This window comes from Allobosea sp. CCNWLY174 (assembly GCF_037120455.1).
In the GTDB taxonomy this organism is placed as follows: Bacteria; Pseudomonadota; Alphaproteobacteria; order Rhizobiales; family Beijerinckiaceae; genus Allobosea; species Allobosea lupini.
Genome location: NZ_JBBBBQ010000009.1, coordinates 111,070 through 126,847 on the forward strand (window position 1 = coordinate 111,070; position 15,778 = coordinate 126,847).

Genomic DNA, 15,778 nt, shown 5'->3' on the forward strand with positions numbered 1-15,778 from the left:
AGCCGGATGCTCAGCCCTTCACCGCGCCGGCGGTCAGGCCGGCGACGATGTGCTTCTGGGCGAAGAGGAAAAGGATGATGGTGGGCAGGATGGTGAGGGTGATGAAGGCGAGGATCAGGTGCCACTCGGTCGAGTATTCGCCCTGGTAGACCATGATGCCGAGCGGCCATGGGTAGAGGCGGTCGCTGTTCAGCATGACCAGCGGGATCAGATAGGCGTTCCAGCTGTGCACGAAGGTGATGGTGCCGACCGTCGCCAGGATCGGGCGCGACAGCGGCAGCGTCACGTAGCGGAAGAATTTTGGATAGGAGCAGCCGTCGACCAGCGCGGCCTCCAGCAGCTCGGTCGGCAGGTCCTTGAAGAAGCGCCGCAGCAGCAGGATGCTCATCGCCAGCGCGAAGGCGACCTGGGGCAGGACGACGCCCATATGGCTGTCGAGCAGGCCGAGATCGCGCACCTTGATGAACATCGGCAGGATCGCGGTGGCGGCCGGGAAGAGCAGGCCCATCGTCAGGTAGTTCAGCAGCATGTCGCGGCCGAAGAAGTGCAGATGGGCGAAGACGAAGGCGGCCATCGACGCGCAGATCAGCGTCAGCACCACTGTCAGCGTGGCGATGACGAAGGAGTTGCCGAGGAGCTGCCAATAGCGCTTCGAGAGCAGGATGTCGGCGTAGTTGCTCCATTCCCAGACGCTCGGCAGGCCGAACGGGTTGGTGCGCAATTCGCCGAGCGACTTGAAGCCGCCGAGGACCGTGGCGATGAGCGGCGTCATCACGAACAGGACGATGGCCGCCAGATAGAGCGCCTTGCCGACCGCCGCCGGGCTGAAACCGTCGTCGCTGAAGGGCGCGGAAGCGGCGGGCTCACTCATCGCGCATGATCCAGCGCTTGTAGGTGAAGGCGAACACCACGCAGATCAGGAACAGGATCACGCCGACGGCGCTGCCGAAGCCGACGCGCATGCGCGTGATGCCGAAGGTGTAGAGGAAGCTCACCATGGTGTGAGAGGAGTCGGAGGGGCCGCCGCGCGTCAGCGGCATCACCAGGTCGAAGAGCTGCAGCGAGCCGACGATGGCGAAGAAGACCGAGAGGCGGATGGTCGGCGCCAGGGCGGGTATGACGACATAGCGCAGGCTCTGCCAGCGGCTGGCGCCGTCGATCCGCGCCGCCTCCAGCATGGAGCGGTCGATGGTCTGCAATGCCGCGATGAACAGCATCATGTGGAAGCCGAAATATTTCCACACGACGACGACGAGGATGGCGGCGAAGGCCGTCTGCGGGCTCGCCAGCAGATGCGGCGCTTCTGCCCCGAAGCTCTTGTAGATCGCCGCCAGCAGGCCGTAATCGCCGTCATAGACGAAGCTGAAGATCAGGCCGGTGGCGATCTCCGCCAGGATATAGGGCAGGAAGAACACCATCCTGAGCGCCACCGAGCCGCGGAAGCGGTCGGCCAGGATGATCGCGAGCGAGAGCGCCAGCGGCAGCTGGATCACCAGCGAGACGACAATGATCAGCAGGTTGTTCTTGAAGGCGGTGCCGAAAGCGCGGTTGTCGAAGACGAAGCGGTAATTGTCGAGGCCGATCCAGTTGGTCGGCTTGCCGAAGCCGTTCCAGTTGAAGCCCGAATACCAGGCGGCCTCGCCGACCGGCAGCACCACGAACAGCGTGAACAGCAGGAGCGCCGGCGGCAGGAACAGCAGGATCGTCGAGAGCTTGCCGACATCGGCGACTCTGCGTCCGGCGAGCGCAGCCATGATCACCTCGCGATGTGAACGGGCAGGAGAGGTCGGCCGGCGGGATGGACCCGCCGTCTCGCACTTCGATCGGTGGGGGACGAGCGATGTCCCCCGACTGGCTGGTCGTCAGTTGCCCTGGCGGAAGGCGTCCTGGATCGCCTTGGCCGCCTGCTTCGGCGTCATCGTGCCGGCGGCGATCTCGGTGGTCGCGTCGTTGACGACGCGGCCGACGGAGGGGCCGAGATCCTGGTCGTAGAAGTTCTGGTGATAGCTCGAACTGGCGATGTTCTGGGCGATGTTGCGCATGAAGGCGCTGCCGAGCCCCGCTTCGGCGCCCTTGTAGACAGGCACGATGAAGTTGCCGGCGGCGAGGCGCTTCTGCGGCTCGGCGCTGACGAAGTGCTTCAGGAAGGCGACGGCCTCCTTCGGGGCGCCCTTGGTGACGAGCCAGCCATTGATGCCGCCCAGCGTGTCGCTCGGCTGTCCTTTGCCGCCCGGGACGGTGGGGAAGTTGATCCAGGCGAGCTTGTCGTCGGGGATGCCGGCCTTGTCGACCGCGAAGACCTTCTGAGTATGGTAGAAGCTCGAGATGGCGAGCAGCATCGCCGCCTTGCCATCGCCGAAATGGCCGATCGCCTGCTGGCTCTTGAAGCCGAGGAAACCGTTCTGGAAAGGCTGGAGATCGACGAGCTGCTTGAAGAGTTCGCCCGACTTCTGGAAGGTTTCGCCCTCGAAGCCGCCGTCCTGCCCCTTCAGCGCCGCCTGGATCGCAGCCTTGCCGCCGAGGCGCATGGCCAGGTTGGTCCAGTAGAAATGCACCGGCCATTTGTCGGCGCCGCCGACCGCGAGCGGCGTGATGCCGGCGGCCTTGAGCTTCTTCACCGCGTCGAGGAGGTCGTCATAGGTCACGATCTTGCCGGCATCGACGCCGGCCTTGGCCAGCAGGTCCTTGTTGGCCATGAAGCCGACCTGCGAGACGCCGTAGGGGACGCCGTAGATCTTGCCGTCGACCGTGAAGGCGTCGACCGCACTCGCCGAGAGATTGTCCTTGTAGCCCTGCATCGCCGGGGTGATATCCTCGAGCACGCCGGCCTCGACCTGCGACTTCAGCACGCCGCCGGCCCAGCTGTAGATGACGTGTGGCCTGTCCCTCGACTGCAGCAGCGTCGGCGCTTTGGCCTTGTAGGCCTCGTTTTCGAGATACTGCATCTCGACCTTCACGCCGGGGTTCTTCGCCTCGAAATCGCGCGCCACCTCTTCCCAGAGCTTCACTACGACGGGATTGGCCTCGATGTGCAGCCATTTGACCGTGGTCTGGGCGAAGGCGGAGCCTGCGCTGAAGGCGAGGGCGACGGCGCCGACGAGCAGGGCTTTGAAACGAGCCATGAGGGTCCTCCCTTGTGTCGGCCGCTGGCGGGCCGTTGATGGTTCGAACCGTAAGCTCAGGATTTGAGGTGCGCAACTCAAATTTTGATGTTATTCGGAGCCGGACGCTGCGACCTTGATGCGGCGATGACGAGGGAGGCGGTCTTGGCGGGTGCGATTTATCCCGATCTCGAGGGCAAGGTGGTGCTGGTCACGGGCGGTGGCTCCGGCATCGGCGAGGCAATCGTTCGTGCCTTCGTCCGGCAGGGCGCGAAGGTCGGCTTCATCGACCTGAAGGAGGCTGAGTCCCGCGCCATTGCGGCGGAACTCGCTGCCGCTGGTGTGAGCGTCCGTTTCGAGCGTGCGGACCTGACCGATATCGCCGCGCTGCGTCAGGCGATCGGCGCGATCCGGGAGACGCTCGGTCCGGTCGACATCCTCATCAACAATGCCGCCCATGACGAGCGCCATGATGCGCTGGACGTGACGCCCGAATACTGGGACGAGCGCATGGCGGTGAACCTGAAGCACCAGTTCTTCGCGGCGCAGGCGGTCCTGCCCGACATGATCGCGAAGAAGGGCGGCGCGATCGTCAATTTCGGCTCGACCTCCTGGATGATAGGCCAGGGCGGCATGCCGGCCTATACGGCAGCGAAATCGGCCGTGCTTGGGCTGACGCGCTCACTGGCGCGCGATTTCGGCGAGCACAATATCCGCGTCAACGCGATCGCGCCGGGCTGGATCATGACGCAGCGCCAGATCGACCTGTGGCTGACGCCGGAGAGCGAGGCCGAGCTGATGCGGCGCCAGTGCCTGAAGCGCCGGCTGGTGCCGGAGGACATTGCGCGCGCGACGCTGTTCTTCGCTTCGGAAGAAGCGGGCGCCTGCACCAACCAGCATTATGTCGTCGACGGCGGCTGGGTGTGAAGGCTACGCCACCCGCGACAAAGCAGCCGCCCGGGGCTCCTTGAAAGACGGTTGCCGGCCGTCCAATATCCCGGCCTCTGGCGGCTGGCCGCCCTACGACACGATACCGGGTGAGGAAACGGCATGTCGGATGCCCTGCGCATCGCGCACGGAGCTTTCGGCCGGGTGGCGCTGCTCGACATGGATCGCAGCCTCGTCCGGCACGCGCATCCGCATTGCCATGTGCTGCTCAAGGTCGACGGCGACGATACGCAGTTCCTGGTCGGGGATCATGTCGCCCCGCTGACCGACGATCTCGCCGTGCTGGTCAATGCCTGGGAGACGCATGCCTATGTCCATGACCCCTCGCGCAGGAACGCCCTGATCCTGGCGCTCTATATCGAGCCGGAGTGGCTGCGCAGCTTTCGGCCGAACTGGGCGGCGAGTGGCTCGCCCGGCTTCTTCGAGCACTCGGCGGGCGAAGTCAGCGCCCATATCCGCCAGACCGCGCTCGATCTTGCCGCCGAGATGGTGCACGAGCCCGGCGCCAGCCGCCGCCAGGAGGAGCTGCTGTCGGAACTGATGATCGCCGTGATCGAGCGCTTCACGCCCTGGCGCTCGATCGGCGCCTCGCTGCGCGAGATCGCGCGTTCCAGTGCGGTCGATTTCCGGGTGCGCCGGGCGATTCTGCTGATGCGCTCCAACCCGGCCGCGCCGCTCTCGATCGAGCGGCTGGCGAGCGAGGCCGGCCTGTCGCGGGCGCATTTCTTCCGGATGTTCGAGACCTCGACCGGCGTGACGCCGCATGTCTTCCTCAACGTACTGAAGGTCGAGCTCGCGGTCGGCGCCGTCGTCGACGGCGAGGAGAGCTTCAGCGCGATCGGCGACCGGCTCGGCTTCAGCGCGCCGGCGCACTTCACGCGCTTCTTCCGCGACCATTGCTCGGTGGCGCCGAGCGAGTTCCGCAGCGTGGCGCGCCTCGGTCGCTGAGGCATTTTCTTCGAATTTGAGACTATTCGGTAAGTCCCGAGACTGAGCGGGATCGCATCTGGCCGGCCGATGACCGAACCTTCCCGTGAGGCGCCTCCGTAAGAGCGCCTCACGGGAGCCGAACGCCGGTGAAGGCTGAAACCATTTCCTGGACGGGCCAGTCCGTGGAGCGCGTCGAGGACGCCGCCCTGCTGACCGGTCGCGGACGTTTCATCGATGACCTCGGCATCAGGCCGGGCACGCTGCACGCCGCGATCCTGCGCTCGCCGCACGCCCATGCGGACATCCTCTCGATCGGGACCGGGGCCGCCGCCGCGCTGCCGGGCGTGGTGGCGATCGTCACGGGACGTGATCTTGCCAGGCTGACCACGCCGATGGTCGCCGGACTGAAGATCGCCGCGGAGAACTGGCCGATGGCGGTCGAGCGCGTGCGCTATGTCGGCGAGCCCGTCGCGATCGCGGTCGCCGAGAACCGCTATCTCGCCGAGGATGCGCTGGATGCGATCGAGATCGCGTACAAGCCGCTGCCGGCGATCGTCGATTCCGTCGCCAGCATGGCGGAGGAGGCGCCCGTCCTCCACGAGAAGGCCGGCGCCAACCTCGTCAGCGATCGCCGCTTCCGCTATGGCGAGCCCGAGGCGGCCTTCGCCGCAGCCGCGCACACGATCTCGGTCAGCATCGCCTATCCGCGCAATACCGGCGCGCCGATGGAGACCTTCGGCGTCGTCGCCGAGTACGATCCGCATGAGGGCATCTACGACATCCTCGCCAATTTCCAGGGCCCGTTCAGCATCCATACCGTGCTGGCGCGGGCGCTAAAGGTTCCCGGCAACCGCCTGCGTTTGCGCATGCCGCCGGACTCCGGCGGCAGCTTCGGCGTCAAGCAGGGCGTCGCGCCCTATGCGGTCCTGATCGGCGTCGCCGCGCGGATCGCCGGGCGACCGGTGAAATGGATCGAGGACCGGCTCGAGCATCTCGGCGCGGCGGTGGCGGCGACAAACCGTGTCACCACGCTCAAGGCGGCCGTGTCGGCGCAGGGGCGGATCAGCGCGCTCGACTGGGACCAGATCGAGGATTGCGGCGCCTATCCTCGTGCGCCGGAGCCGGCCACGCTCTACCGGATGCACGGCAACATGACCGGCGCCTACGACATCCGGCATGTCGCGATGCGCAACCGCGTGGTGCTGACCAACAAGGCGCCGACCGGGCTGGTGCGCGGCTTCGGCGGCCCGCAGGTCTATTTCGCGCTGGAGCGGCTGATGCAGCGCATCGCCGTCGAGTTGCGGCTCGATCCGCTCGACGTCATCCGCCGGAACCTGATCCCGGCCGGCGCCTTTCCCTATCGCACCGCGACCGGCGCGCTCTATGATTCCGGCGACTACCAGGCGGCTATCGAGCAGGCGGTCGCCGGCCGCCTCGCCGAGCTCGAACAGCGCCGGGACGCAGCGCGGGCCGCCGGCAGGCGCTACGGCATCGGCTTAGCCGCTGTTGTCGAGCCCAGCGTCTCGAACATGGGCTACATCACCACCGTGCTGACCGCCGAGGAGCGGCGCAAGGCCGGCCCGAAGAACGGCGCGCAGGCGACGGCGACGGTCTCGATCGATCCGGTCGGTTCGGTCAGCGTCCATGTCGCCTCGACGCCGCAGGGCCAGGGCCATCGCACAGTGCTGGCGCAGGTCGTCGCCGACATCTTCGGCCTGCCGCATCGCGACATCAGGGTCGTCGCCGATCTCGACACCGGCAAGGACGCCTGGTCGATCGCCTCCGGCAACTATTCCAGCCGCTTTGCCGCGGCGGTGGCCGGCGCCGCCCACCTCGCCGCGACCCGCCTGCGCGACAAGCTCGCCTTGATCGCTGCGGACCAGCTCAAGGCCGAGCCCGGGCAGATCGGCTTTGCCGGCGGTGCGGTCTTCGCCAAGGGAAATCCGGACAAGACCATCCCGTTCGGACGGATCGCGGCGCTCTGCCACTGGTCGCCGGCGCTGTTGCCCGATGGCGTCGACCAGACGATCCGCGAGACCGCCTTCTGGACGCCGCCGCAGCTCACTGCGCCGAGCGAGGGCGACGAGATCAATTCCTCGCTCTGCCATGGCTTCATCTTCGACATGGCCGGCGTCGAGGTCGATCCGAGCAGCGGCAAGGTCCGGATCGACCGCTACGTCACCATGCATGACTGCGGGCGGGTGCTGCATCCCGGCATGGTCGAGGGCCAGATCCGCGGCGGCTTCGCCCAGGCTCTCGGTGCGACCTTCTATGAGGAGCTCGCCTATGCCGAGGACGGCGCCTTCCTGACCGGCACCTTCGCCGACTACCTGCTGCCGACCGCGACCGAGACGCCGGATATCGAAATCCTGCACATCGAGACGCCCTCGCCCTTCACGCCGCTCGGCACCAAGGGTGCCGGCGAGGGCAATTGCATGTCGACGCCGGTCTGCCTGGCAAATGCGGTCGCCGATGCGCTCGGGGTCTCCGACATCGCCCTGCCGCTGACACCCGCCAGGCTTGCGGCACTCGCCGCCGAACCCGAACCGACCCGGCCGGCGACGAGCCGCGCCGCAGCGCCTGCCGCCAGGCCGGGCGACCGCAGCCTGCGCGGCGAAGGCGAGGCCAGGGTTGGCGCCGCGCCCGAGGCGATCTGGGCGATGCTGCTCGACGTAGACACGCTGGCCTCGATCATTCCCGGCTGCCATGGCGTGCAGAAGCTCTCCGAGACGCGTTTCAAGGCCGACGTCACGCTCGGTGTCGGCCCGGTGAAGGGACGCTACAAGGCCGAGATCAGGCTCGAAGATCTCGATGAGCCCCAGGCCGCGACATTGACCGGCTCGATCTCGGGAGCGCTCGGCACCGGTTCCGGCTCCGGCCGCGTGACGCTGACGCCGGACGGCAGAGGTGGCACCGTGATCGGCTATGCCTATGAGGCAGCGGTCGGCGGCAAGGTCGCGGCGATCGGCGGGCGCCTGCTCGACGGCGCGGCGAAGGCGATCATCGGCCAGTTCTTCGCGGCGCTGGCGCGCAAGGCGTCGCCGGGCAGACCCGGCCTGCTCGCCCGCCTGTTCGGGAGGCGCGCATGAAGCCCGCGCCCTTCGACTATCTGCGCGCCGGCAGCCTCGACGAGGCGCTGGCGGCGCTCGCCGAGCATGGCTCCGAGGCGCGCATCATCGCCGGCGGCCAGTCGCTATTGCCGATGCTGAACATGCGCCTCGCCAAGCCCGCTCTGCTCGTCGACATCATGGGCGTCGCCGGGCTCGGTGAGGTCCGGCGCGAGGGCGGGATGATCGTGGTGCCGGGCGGCGTTCGGCAGGCGGCGCTGTTGCAGCGGCCCGGCTTGGCGAGCGAGCAGCCGCTGCTGGCTGCCGCCTTGCCCTGGCTCGGTCACTACCAGACCCGGGCGCGCGGAACAGTCTGCGGCTCGGCCGCCCATGCCGATCCCAGCGCCGAAATCCCGCTCTGCTTGGTCGCGCTCGATGGTGAGATCCGCCTGCGCTCGCGCTGCAAGCGCCGGGTGCTCAAGGCGGCCGACTTCTTCTCCGGCATGATGGTGACGCAGAAGGCCGATGACGAGCTGATCGAGGCCGTGGCCTTTCCGGCTGCCCGGCCCGGCACCGGCTATGCCTTCGAGGAGGTGGCGCGCCGGCATGGCGACTTCGCCATCGTCGGCTGTGCGGCGATGGTCGAGGCCGGGCAGATTCATCTCGCGGTCGCCGGTGTCGCCGACAAGCCTGAGCGCCGGAGCTGGCCGCGCCTGGACGGTTCGGCGCTGGACGACGCGCTCAACGCCTTCGCGTGGGAGCTCGACGCCCGCGAGGACCTGCACGCCAGCGCCAGGCTGCGCCGCGACCTCGTCCGCACGCTCGGCCGCCGCACGATCGAGGAGGCCGGCCGATGCCTCGCCTGAGCGCCGCCCACCGCCACCGCGTCGGCTTCACGCTGAACGGCAAGCCCGTCGCGGTCGAGGCCGAGCCACGCCTGCTCGCGACCGACGCGCTGCGTCACGGCCTTGGCGCGACCGGCACCCATGTCGGCTGCGAGCACGGCGTCTGCGGCGCCTGCACCATCCTGATCGACGGGGCGCCGGCGCGCGCCTGCCTGACGCTCGCCGTCCAGCTCGAAGGCCGGGAGGTCACCACGGTCGAGGGGCTGGCGCCGGCACAGGACCGCCTCTCGGTGCTGCAGGCCGCCTTTCGGCGCCACCACGCATTGCAGTGCGGCTTCTGCACCGCCGGCATCCTGATCTCGCTCGAGGCCTTCCTGCGCGAGCAGCCGGAGCCGAGCGAGCAGGCGCTGCGCGAGGTCGTCGGCGGGCATCTCTGCCGCTGCACCGGCTACACCCCGATCATAGCCGCCGCGCGCGAGGCCGCTGACCTGCTGCGCCAGGCATCTCAGTCCACTGCCGCGGAGCCCCTCGATGTTTGACCTCGGGACCAGCTTCACCGCCAGCGTGGCCCGCACTCCCGACGCACTCGCCATCGTCGATGGCGAGGTCCGCCTGAGCTATGCGCAATGGCTGGCGCGGATCTCCTCGCTCGTCGCCGCCTTCGACGGCATCGGGCTCAAGCCCGGCGACCATTTCGTCACCATCATGCAGAACCGCTGGGAGGCGGCTAGCCTGCATTGGGCCTGCCAGTTCGCCGGTCTGATCATGACGCCGATCAACTGGCGGGCGAAGCCGGACGAGATCGACTTCGTGCTGGAGAATGCCGGCGCCAAAGCGATCGCCTTCGAAGCCGTCTCCGCCGACGCCATGGCCGAGAGCGCGCTTGCCGCCGGCCTGCCGCGGATCGCGGTCGGCAGCGATGCCGGGCCTGCAGACTTCAGCTTCGGTGAGATGATCGCCGTGGAGGCGCCGACCGCGACGCCCCGCGCCGGCGCCGAAGACTGGTCGCTGATGCTCTACACCTCCGGCACCACGGCCAAGCCCAAGGGCGTGCCGCGGCGGCACCGCGCCGAGCGCATGGCCGCGCTCGCCCATGTCGCGCAGAACCTCTACGGCAGCGGCGAATGCACGCTCGGCGTCATGCCGCTCTATCACACGATGGGGGTGCGCTCGCTGCTGGCGATGTCGCTGATCGGCGGCAGCTTCGTCTGCCTGCCGCGCTTCGATGCGGCGCGGGCGCTGGAGCTGATCGAGGCCGAGCGCGTCAGCAATCTCTATCTCGTGCCGACGCTCTATCACGACGTCGTCCATCACCCGCGCTTTGCCGTGAGCGACGTCTCCTCGGTCCGCAAGCTTGGCTTCGCCGGCGCGCCGATGACCGACGGTCTGCTCGGCAAGCTGACCGAGGCGTTCAGGCCCGAGCTCTTCGTCAACCACTACGGCTCGTCGGAAATCTACACCTTCACCATCGACCAGAATGCCGCGGCGAAGCCGGGCTGCGCCGGCAAGGCGGGGCTCAACCAGCTCATCCGCGTGGTCCGTCTCGGAGCGGCCTCGGCCGCGGAGCTGGCCCGGCCCGGCGAGGAAGGCGAGATCATCGCGCTTGCCGCCAGCGACGAGGCCTTCGAAGGCTACTGGCGCCGGCCCGAGGCCGACGCCAAGTCGCTGCGCGACGGTTGGTACTTCACCGGCGACACCGGCTATTTCGACGAGGACGGCGACCTCTTCGTCACCGGCCGCGTCGACGACATGATCATCACCGGCGGCGAGAACGTCTCGCCGGTGGACATCGAGAGCTGCCTGTCGCTGCATCCGGCCGTGTCGGAGGTGGCCGTGGTCGGCCTGCCCGACGAGCGCTGGGGCAAGATCGTCGTCGCCTTCGTGCAGCGCGCCTCGGCCGTATCAGCCGAGGAGCTCGACCGGCACTGCAAGGTCTCCGGCCTCGCCAATTTCAAGCGTCCGCGCCGCTACGAGTTCGTCAAGGCGATCCCGAAATCGCCGGTCGGCAAGCTGCTGCGCCGCCAGCTCGTCGCCGGCGAGTACGAGCCCGAGCGACCCGATCTCGCCGCCGAATGATCCCAACTCTGAAACCGAGAGCTAAAGCCATGAACGCAGTCACCCCGATCCACGCCAGCCTCACCGGTCTCGACGGTTTCCGCGTCGAGATCGATCCCGCCCGCGAACGCGCTGACATCATCCTCGACCGGCCGCCGATGAACACGGTGGCGATGGCCCAGCGCGACCAGCTGCGCAAGGTGTTCGAGGCGCTCGACGAGGACGATCGCGTGCGCATCATCGTGCTGCGCGCCGTCGGCGAGCACTTCTCCTCGGGCGGCTATATCAAGGGCTTCCTGGAGGCTTCGCCCGAGCACGTCTCCAAGCTCGCCTGGAACATCGCCGCCCCGGCGCGCTGCGCCAAGCCGGTGATCGTGGCCAACCGCGGCTACACCTTCGGCGTCGGCTTCGAGATCTCGCTCGCCTGCGACTTCCGCATCGTCTCGGAAACCTGCCAATACGCGCTACCGGAGCAGAAGCTCGGACAGATTCCCGGCTCGGGCGGCTCGGCCCGCCTGCAGAAGATCGTCGGCATCACCCGGACCAAGGACATCGTGATGCGCTCCAAGCGCATCTCGGGCCAGCAGGCGCTCGACTGGGGCATCGCCACCGAATGCGTGCCGGACGGGGAGCTCGAGGCCGCGACCGACCGCCTGGTCGACGAGCTGCGTTCCTTCTCGCCCATCGCCCAGCGCACCGCCAAGAAGCTGCTCAACGACACCGAGGATTCGACGCTGGCGATCGCGATCGAACTGGAAGGGCACTGCTATAGCCGCCTGCGCCAGTCCGACGATTTCCGCGAGGGCGTCGAGGCCTTCCACGCCAAGCGCGCGCCGCAGTTCACCGGCCGCTGAGCCGGCAAATGACCTGCACGGGCATGCCCGCGCGGGTTCGCCCGACCGACACCGCAGAACAACAACCAGAACCGAGGGAACGACCATGAAGACGACCGGATATCTCGCAGCCGTCGCCGGGCTGCTCGCCGCGACGGCGCTCACCGGCGGCGCGCTCGCCCAGAGCGGCCCGATCAAGATCGGCGTCGTCACGCCGCTCTCGGGCACCTATACCCCGATCGGCCAGCAGGTGCGCTGGGGCCTGGAGCTCGCCGCCAAGGATATCAACGCAGGGGGCGGCATCGCCGGCAGGCAGGTCAGCCTAGTCTTCGAGGACGAGGAGGCCAACCCGGCCGTCGCCGTACAGAAGGCCGAGAAGCTGTTCCAGGTCGAGAAGGTCGACTTCCTCACCGGCACGGTCAATTCCGGTTCGACGCTCGCTGTCGCCCAGCTGGCCGAGCGCAACGCCAAGCTCGCGGCGACGACGGTCTCCTTCGCAGACTCGATCACCACCGACAAATGCTCGCCGAACATGTTCCGCGTGAACGCGCGCGCCGAGCAGCAATCGGTCGCGCTCGCCGCCTGGCTCGCCAAGGAGAAGCCGAAGGCCAAGGTCTATTATCTCGGCCCCGACTATGAGATGGGCCGCTCGACCGTCGCCGCTTTCAAGAGCAGCGCCGAGAAATCCGGTGCGCCGACCGGCGGCGAGGTGTTCGCGCCGCTCGATTCCAAGGACTACACCCAGTATTTCGGCCAGATTCGCGCTTCGAGGCCGCAGGTGCTCTACACCTCCGTCGCCGGCAACGACACCGTCAGGCTGCTGACCCAGCTGCAGGATTTCGGCCTGCTCACCAATCTGCAGGTCGTCGGCGCCTCCGGCACCGTGACCTCGCAGAACATCGGCGCGATCGGCCAGGCGGCCGAGGGCTTCGCCACCGGCGTCGGCTATTCCCCGCAGATCGACACACCGGAGAACAAGGCGTTCGTCGCAGCCTTCCGCGCGGCCAACAAGGCCGATCCCGATCTCTACGGCGCCGACAGCTACGGCCTGCTCTTCGCCTATAAGGCCGCTGTCGAGAAGGCGGGCTCGACCGAGACCGACAAGGTGCGCGAGGCGCTGCGCGGGCTGAGCTGGCAGACGCCGCAGGGCGCCAAGACCATCCGCGCCGGCGATCACCAGGCAATGCAGCCGATGTATGTGGTGCGCGTCGCCAAGGGCAAGTTCGACATCATCGACAAGGTCGACGCCGACAAGGCGATCGGCCCCGACGCCTGCACAAGGTTCTGAGGACAGGCGCCGACCCCTCCCTTCACAGGGGAGGGGTCACACCGCCCTCGCGAAAGCACATGACATGAATGCCCTCGACTACCTCCAATTCGTGCTGGCGCCGCAGGTCGTCAACGGGCTCGCGCTCGGGGTCGCCGTGGTGCTGGTCGCCCTCGGGCTGACGATCATCTTCGGCATGCTCGACGTCATCAACATGAGCCATGGCGAGTTCTACGCCATCGGCGCCTATGCCGCTCTCGCTCTGGGCGCAGCCGGGATCAGTTTCTGGTTCCTGCTCGTGCTGGTGCCGGTCCTGATGGTGCCGCTCGGCATGGCGGCCGAGCGCCTGCTGATCCGGCCGGTCTTCGACAGCCGGGATCGGCACGTCACCACGCTGCTCGTCACCTTCGGCCTCGCGCTCGTGGTCGAGGATCTGCTCAAGGTCGCCTTCGGGCCCAACACCCAGCGGCCGCCGACGCCGATCCCCGGCGCGACCGAGCTCGCCGGCATCATCGTGCCGAACTACCGGCTCTTCCTGATCGTGGTCGGCGCGGCGATCGTCAGCGGAGTCGCCTATGTCGTCTATCGCACCCGTCTTGGCGCGATGGTCCGGGCAGCCGCCTTCGACCGCAACATGGCGGCTTCGCTCGGCGTGCCGGTGGCGCTGGTCTATGCCGGCACCTTTGCCTTCGGCGTCGCGCTCGCCGGCCTCGCCGGCGTCCTGCTCGCGCCGGTCTACTCGGTGTTCCCGACCATGGGGCGCGACTTCATCCTGCTCGCCTTCACCGTCGTCATCGTCGGCGGCATGGGCTCGATCTGGGGCGCCGTCGTCGCCGGCCTGCTGCTGACGCAGGTGCAGGCGCTGGCCAGCCTGGTGATCTCGCCGGTCTGGACCGATCCGATCGTGTTCGGGACCATGGTCGCCTTCCTCGTTTTCCGCCCGCAGGGCCTGTTCGGGAGGCTCGGCCATGCGTGACCGGCTGACTTTGTCGATGCGCGCGAGCCATCTGCTCGCCCTGGTCTTCGTCGCTGCCGCGCTTGCGCTCGCCGCGATCGGCGCCGCCAGCGGCGACACCTTCTATCTTCGCCTCGGCACGGAGGCGCTGATCTTTGCGGGGCTCGCCCTCTCGGTCGACCTGCTGCTCGGCTATTCCGGCGCGCTCTCGCTGGGGCAGGCGCTCTATTTCGGCATCGGCGCCTATGTCTCGGCGCTGACCCTGCTGAAGGTGCCGTCCTTCTGGCTCGCCATGGCGGCGGCAGGTGGGGCGACGCTCGTCGCCTCGATCATCGGCGGCCTGATCGCCAACCGGGTGCGCGGCGTCTATTTCGCGCTGATCACCTTCGGCCTCGCGCAGGTCGTCGCCAAGGTCGTCTACAACACCCGCGAGCTCGGCGCTTCCGACGGCATGATCGGCATTCCCGTCATCGAGATCGGCTTCGGCCCGGTTTCGGTCTCTGCCGGCAACCCGGTCGGCTTCTTCCTGATCGTGCTCGCGATCATCATGGGGCTGTACGGGCTCACCGCCTATCTGCTCGACACGCCGTTCGGCCGGGTGCTGACCGCGCTCAAGGCCAATGAGAAGCGCGTGCCCTTCCTCGGCTATTCGGTCTGGCGGGCGCGGATGTTCTCCTATGTGCTGGCCGGGCTGATCGCCGGGCTCTCGGGCGCGCTCTATCCGATGCTGCGCGGCTTCGTCTCGCCGGAGCTGATGTTCTTCGCGACCTCCGGCAATGCGGTGATCTCGGTCATCCTCGGCGGCGTCGGCACGCTGATCGGCGCGATCTACGGTTCGGTCCTGCTCGTCCTGCTGAAGTCGATCATCGGCAGCTGGACCGAGCACCATCTCATCGTGATCGGCCTGATCTTCATGGTCTGCGTGATGTTCCTGCCCAAGGGGCTGGTCGGCTTCATCCGGCCGCGCATCGAGGCGCGCCTGCTCGCCGGTGCGCGAAAGCCTGTCGCGCCGTCCTTTGCCCCGGCCCGGCTCGAAGCAGGGAGTGCCAAGCCATGACCGGTCCCGTCCTCCAAACCCGCGAGCTCGGCATCGCCTTCGGCGGCCTGAAGGCGGTCGACAAGGTCAGCTTCAGCGCAGAGCGCAACCGGATCACCACGGTGATCGGGCCGAACGGCGCCGGCAAGTCGACGCTGTTCAACCTGATCAGCGGCGCGCTCAAGCCGAAATCCGGCCAGCTCCTGATCGACGGCGTCGACATGACCGGCGCCTCGCCGGCGCGCACCAAGGCGGCCGGGCTGTCGCGCTCGTTCCAGATCACCAACCTGTTTTTCGAGCTGACAGTGGCGGAGAATCTGCGCATGGCGGCGCAGGTTCTGGAGCCGACGACGCGCGCCTTCCTGCCGCTCGCCCGCTCGACCCGGGCGCTCGCCAAGACCGACGAGATGCTCGAGCGCTTCCAGCTCGGCCACAAGCGCGATGAGCTCGCCGGCAATCTCTCGCACGGTGACCAGCGCCGGCTCGAGATCGCGGTCTGCCTGGCGTCGGAGCCGAAGATCCTGCTGCTCGACGAGCCGACGCAGGGCATGAGCCATGCCGACACGGCCGACACCGCCAAGCTGGTGCGCGAGCTCAGCCGCGATGTCAGCGTGCTGCTGATCGAGCACGATATCGGGCTTGTCATGGACCTCTCGGACCATGTCGTCGTCATGCATCAGGGCCGCAAGCTCGCCGAGGGACCGCCCGCCATGGTGCGGGCTGATCCGGCGGTGCAGGCTGCCTATTTCGGACATCACTGA

The 15,778-nt window shown here is 67.9% G+C and carries 14 protein-coding genes; 11 read left to right on the forward strand and 3 right to left on the reverse strand.

The window, feature by feature from the left end:
- Positions 1 to 10: 10 nt before the first annotated feature.
- The 3 genes from V7S63_RS22740 to V7S63_RS22750 form a co-directional block, all read right to left on the reverse strand.
- Positions 11 to 871 carry a carbohydrate ABC transporter permease gene (locus V7S63_RS22740; protein WP_336531884.1) on the reverse strand — a complete coding sequence of 287 codons (861 nt, stop codon included), beginning with the start codon at positions 869 to 871 and terminating at the stop codon, positions 11 to 13.
- On the reverse strand, positions 864 to 1,754 hold the full coding sequence (locus V7S63_RS22745; RefSeq protein WP_336531885.1) for a carbohydrate ABC transporter permease: 891 nt from the start codon (positions 1,752 to 1,754) through the stop codon (positions 864 to 866). The genes V7S63_RS22740 and V7S63_RS22745 overlap by 8 nt, the downstream gene beginning before the upstream one ends.
- A gap of 108 nt (positions 1,755 to 1,862) precedes the next feature.
- On the reverse strand, positions 1,863 to 3,122 hold the full coding sequence (locus V7S63_RS22750) for an ABC transporter substrate-binding protein (protein WP_336531886.1): 1,260 nt from the start codon (positions 3,120 to 3,122) through the stop codon (positions 1,863 to 1,865).
- Positions 3,123 to 3,248: 126 nt separating this feature from the next.
- On the opposite strand from V7S63_RS22750, the gene V7S63_RS22755 reads away from it, so the two are divergent.
- The 11 genes from V7S63_RS22755 to V7S63_RS22805 all read left to right on the forward strand — a co-directional run bounded on the left by V7S63_RS22755 (position 3,249) and on the right by V7S63_RS22805 (position 15,778).
- Complete coding sequence (locus V7S63_RS22755; protein ID WP_336531887.1) at positions 3,249 to 4,028, forward strand: SDR family NAD(P)-dependent oxidoreductase; 780 nt, start codon at positions 3,249 to 3,251, stop codon at positions 4,026 to 4,028.
- Between the two features lie 123 nt (positions 4,029 to 4,151).
- Positions 4,152 to 4,997: a helix-turn-helix domain-containing protein gene (locus V7S63_RS22760; protein WP_091841621.1), complete on the forward strand. Its 846-nt coding sequence runs from the start codon at positions 4,152 to 4,154 to the stop codon at positions 4,995 to 4,997.
- 128 nt (positions 4,998 to 5,125) lie between these two features.
- Positions 5,126 to 8,068 (forward strand): xanthine dehydrogenase family protein molybdopterin-binding subunit, encoded by a 2,943-nt coding sequence (locus tag V7S63_RS22765; RefSeq protein WP_336531888.1) that lies wholly within the window; start codon positions 5,126 to 5,128, stop codon positions 8,066 to 8,068.
- The gene (locus V7S63_RS22770; RefSeq protein WP_336531889.1) at positions 8,065 to 8,892 is read left to right on the forward strand and encodes an FAD binding domain-containing protein; all 828 of its coding nucleotides are present in this window, start codon (positions 8,065 to 8,067) and stop codon (positions 8,890 to 8,892) included. Before V7S63_RS22765 ends, V7S63_RS22770 begins: the two co-directional genes overlap by 4 nt.
- A complete protein-coding gene (locus V7S63_RS22775; RefSeq protein ID WP_336531890.1) occupies positions 8,880 to 9,410 on the forward strand; it encodes a (2Fe-2S)-binding protein in 531 nt (176 codons plus the stop codon). The genes V7S63_RS22770 and V7S63_RS22775 overlap by 13 nt, the downstream gene beginning before the upstream one ends.
- The gene (locus V7S63_RS22780) at positions 9,403 to 10,947 is read left to right on the forward strand and encodes an AMP-binding protein (protein ID WP_100962470.1); all 1,545 of its coding nucleotides are present in this window, start codon (positions 9,403 to 9,405) and stop codon (positions 10,945 to 10,947) included. The genes V7S63_RS22775 and V7S63_RS22780 overlap by 8 nt, the downstream gene beginning before the upstream one ends.
- Before the next feature lie 29 nt (positions 10,948 to 10,976).
- Complete coding sequence (locus V7S63_RS22785) at positions 10,977 to 11,780, forward strand: enoyl-CoA hydratase/isomerase family protein (protein ID WP_336531891.1); 804 nt, start codon at positions 10,977 to 10,979, stop codon at positions 11,778 to 11,780.
- Between the two features lie 85 nt (positions 11,781 to 11,865).
- Positions 11,866 to 13,047, forward strand: a complete 1,182-nt coding sequence (locus V7S63_RS22790) for an ABC transporter substrate-binding protein (protein ID WP_336531892.1) — start codon at positions 11,866 to 11,868, stop codon at positions 13,045 to 13,047.
- Between the two features lie 64 nt (positions 13,048 to 13,111).
- A complete protein-coding gene (locus V7S63_RS22795) occupies positions 13,112 to 14,002 on the forward strand; it encodes a branched-chain amino acid ABC transporter permease (RefSeq protein ID WP_152015178.1) in 891 nt (296 codons plus the stop codon).
- Positions 13,995 to 15,038, forward strand: a complete 1,044-nt coding sequence (locus tag V7S63_RS22800; RefSeq protein WP_091841641.1) for a branched-chain amino acid ABC transporter permease — start codon at positions 13,995 to 13,997, stop codon at positions 15,036 to 15,038. The genes V7S63_RS22795 and V7S63_RS22800 overlap by 8 nt, the downstream gene beginning before the upstream one ends.
- Entirely contained in the window at positions 15,035 to 15,778 is a 744-nt protein-coding gene (locus V7S63_RS22805; RefSeq protein ID WP_336531893.1) for an ABC transporter ATP-binding protein, read from the forward strand. The genes V7S63_RS22800 and V7S63_RS22805 overlap by 4 nt, the downstream gene beginning before the upstream one ends.

Coding starts and splice junctions, on each gene's coding strand:
- V7S63_RS22740 (WP_336531884.1), bottom strand. CDS start 871: ATGAGTGAGCCCGCCGCTTCCGCGCCCTTCAGCGACGACGGTTTCAGC.
- V7S63_RS22745 (WP_336531885.1), bottom strand. CDS start 1,754: ATGGCTGCGCTCGCCGGACGCAGAGTCGCCGATGTCGGCAAGCTCTCG.
- V7S63_RS22750 (WP_336531886.1), bottom strand. CDS start 3,122: ATGGCTCGTTTCAAAGCCCTGCTCGTCGGCGCCGTCGCCCTCGCCTTC.
- V7S63_RS22755 (WP_336531887.1), top strand. CDS start 3,249: ATGACGAGGGAGGCGGTCTTGGCGGGTGCGATTTATCCCGATCTCGAG.
- V7S63_RS22760 (WP_091841621.1), top strand. CDS start 4,152: ATGTCGGATGCCCTGCGCATCGCGCACGGAGCTTTCGGCCGGGTGGCG.
- V7S63_RS22770 (WP_336531889.1), top strand. CDS start 8,065: ATGAAGCCCGCGCCCTTCGACTATCTGCGCGCCGGCAGCCTCGACGAG.
- V7S63_RS22775 (WP_336531890.1), top strand. CDS start 8,880: ATGCCTCGCCTGAGCGCCGCCCACCGCCACCGCGTCGGCTTCACGCTG.
- V7S63_RS22780 (WP_100962470.1), top strand. CDS start 9,403: ATGTTTGACCTCGGGACCAGCTTCACCGCCAGCGTGGCCCGCACTCCC.
- V7S63_RS22785 (WP_336531891.1), top strand. CDS start 10,977: ATGAACGCAGTCACCCCGATCCACGCCAGCCTCACCGGTCTCGACGGT.
- V7S63_RS22790 (WP_336531892.1), top strand. CDS start 11,866: ATGAAGACGACCGGATATCTCGCAGCCGTCGCCGGGCTGCTCGCCGCG.
- V7S63_RS22795 (WP_152015178.1), top strand. CDS start 13,112: ATGAATGCCCTCGACTACCTCCAATTCGTGCTGGCGCCGCAGGTCGTC.
- V7S63_RS22800 (WP_091841641.1), top strand. CDS start 13,995: ATGCGTGACCGGCTGACTTTGTCGATGCGCGCGAGCCATCTGCTCGCC.
- V7S63_RS22805 (WP_336531893.1), top strand. CDS start 15,035: ATGACCGGTCCCGTCCTCCAAACCCGCGAGCTCGGCATCGCCTTCGGC.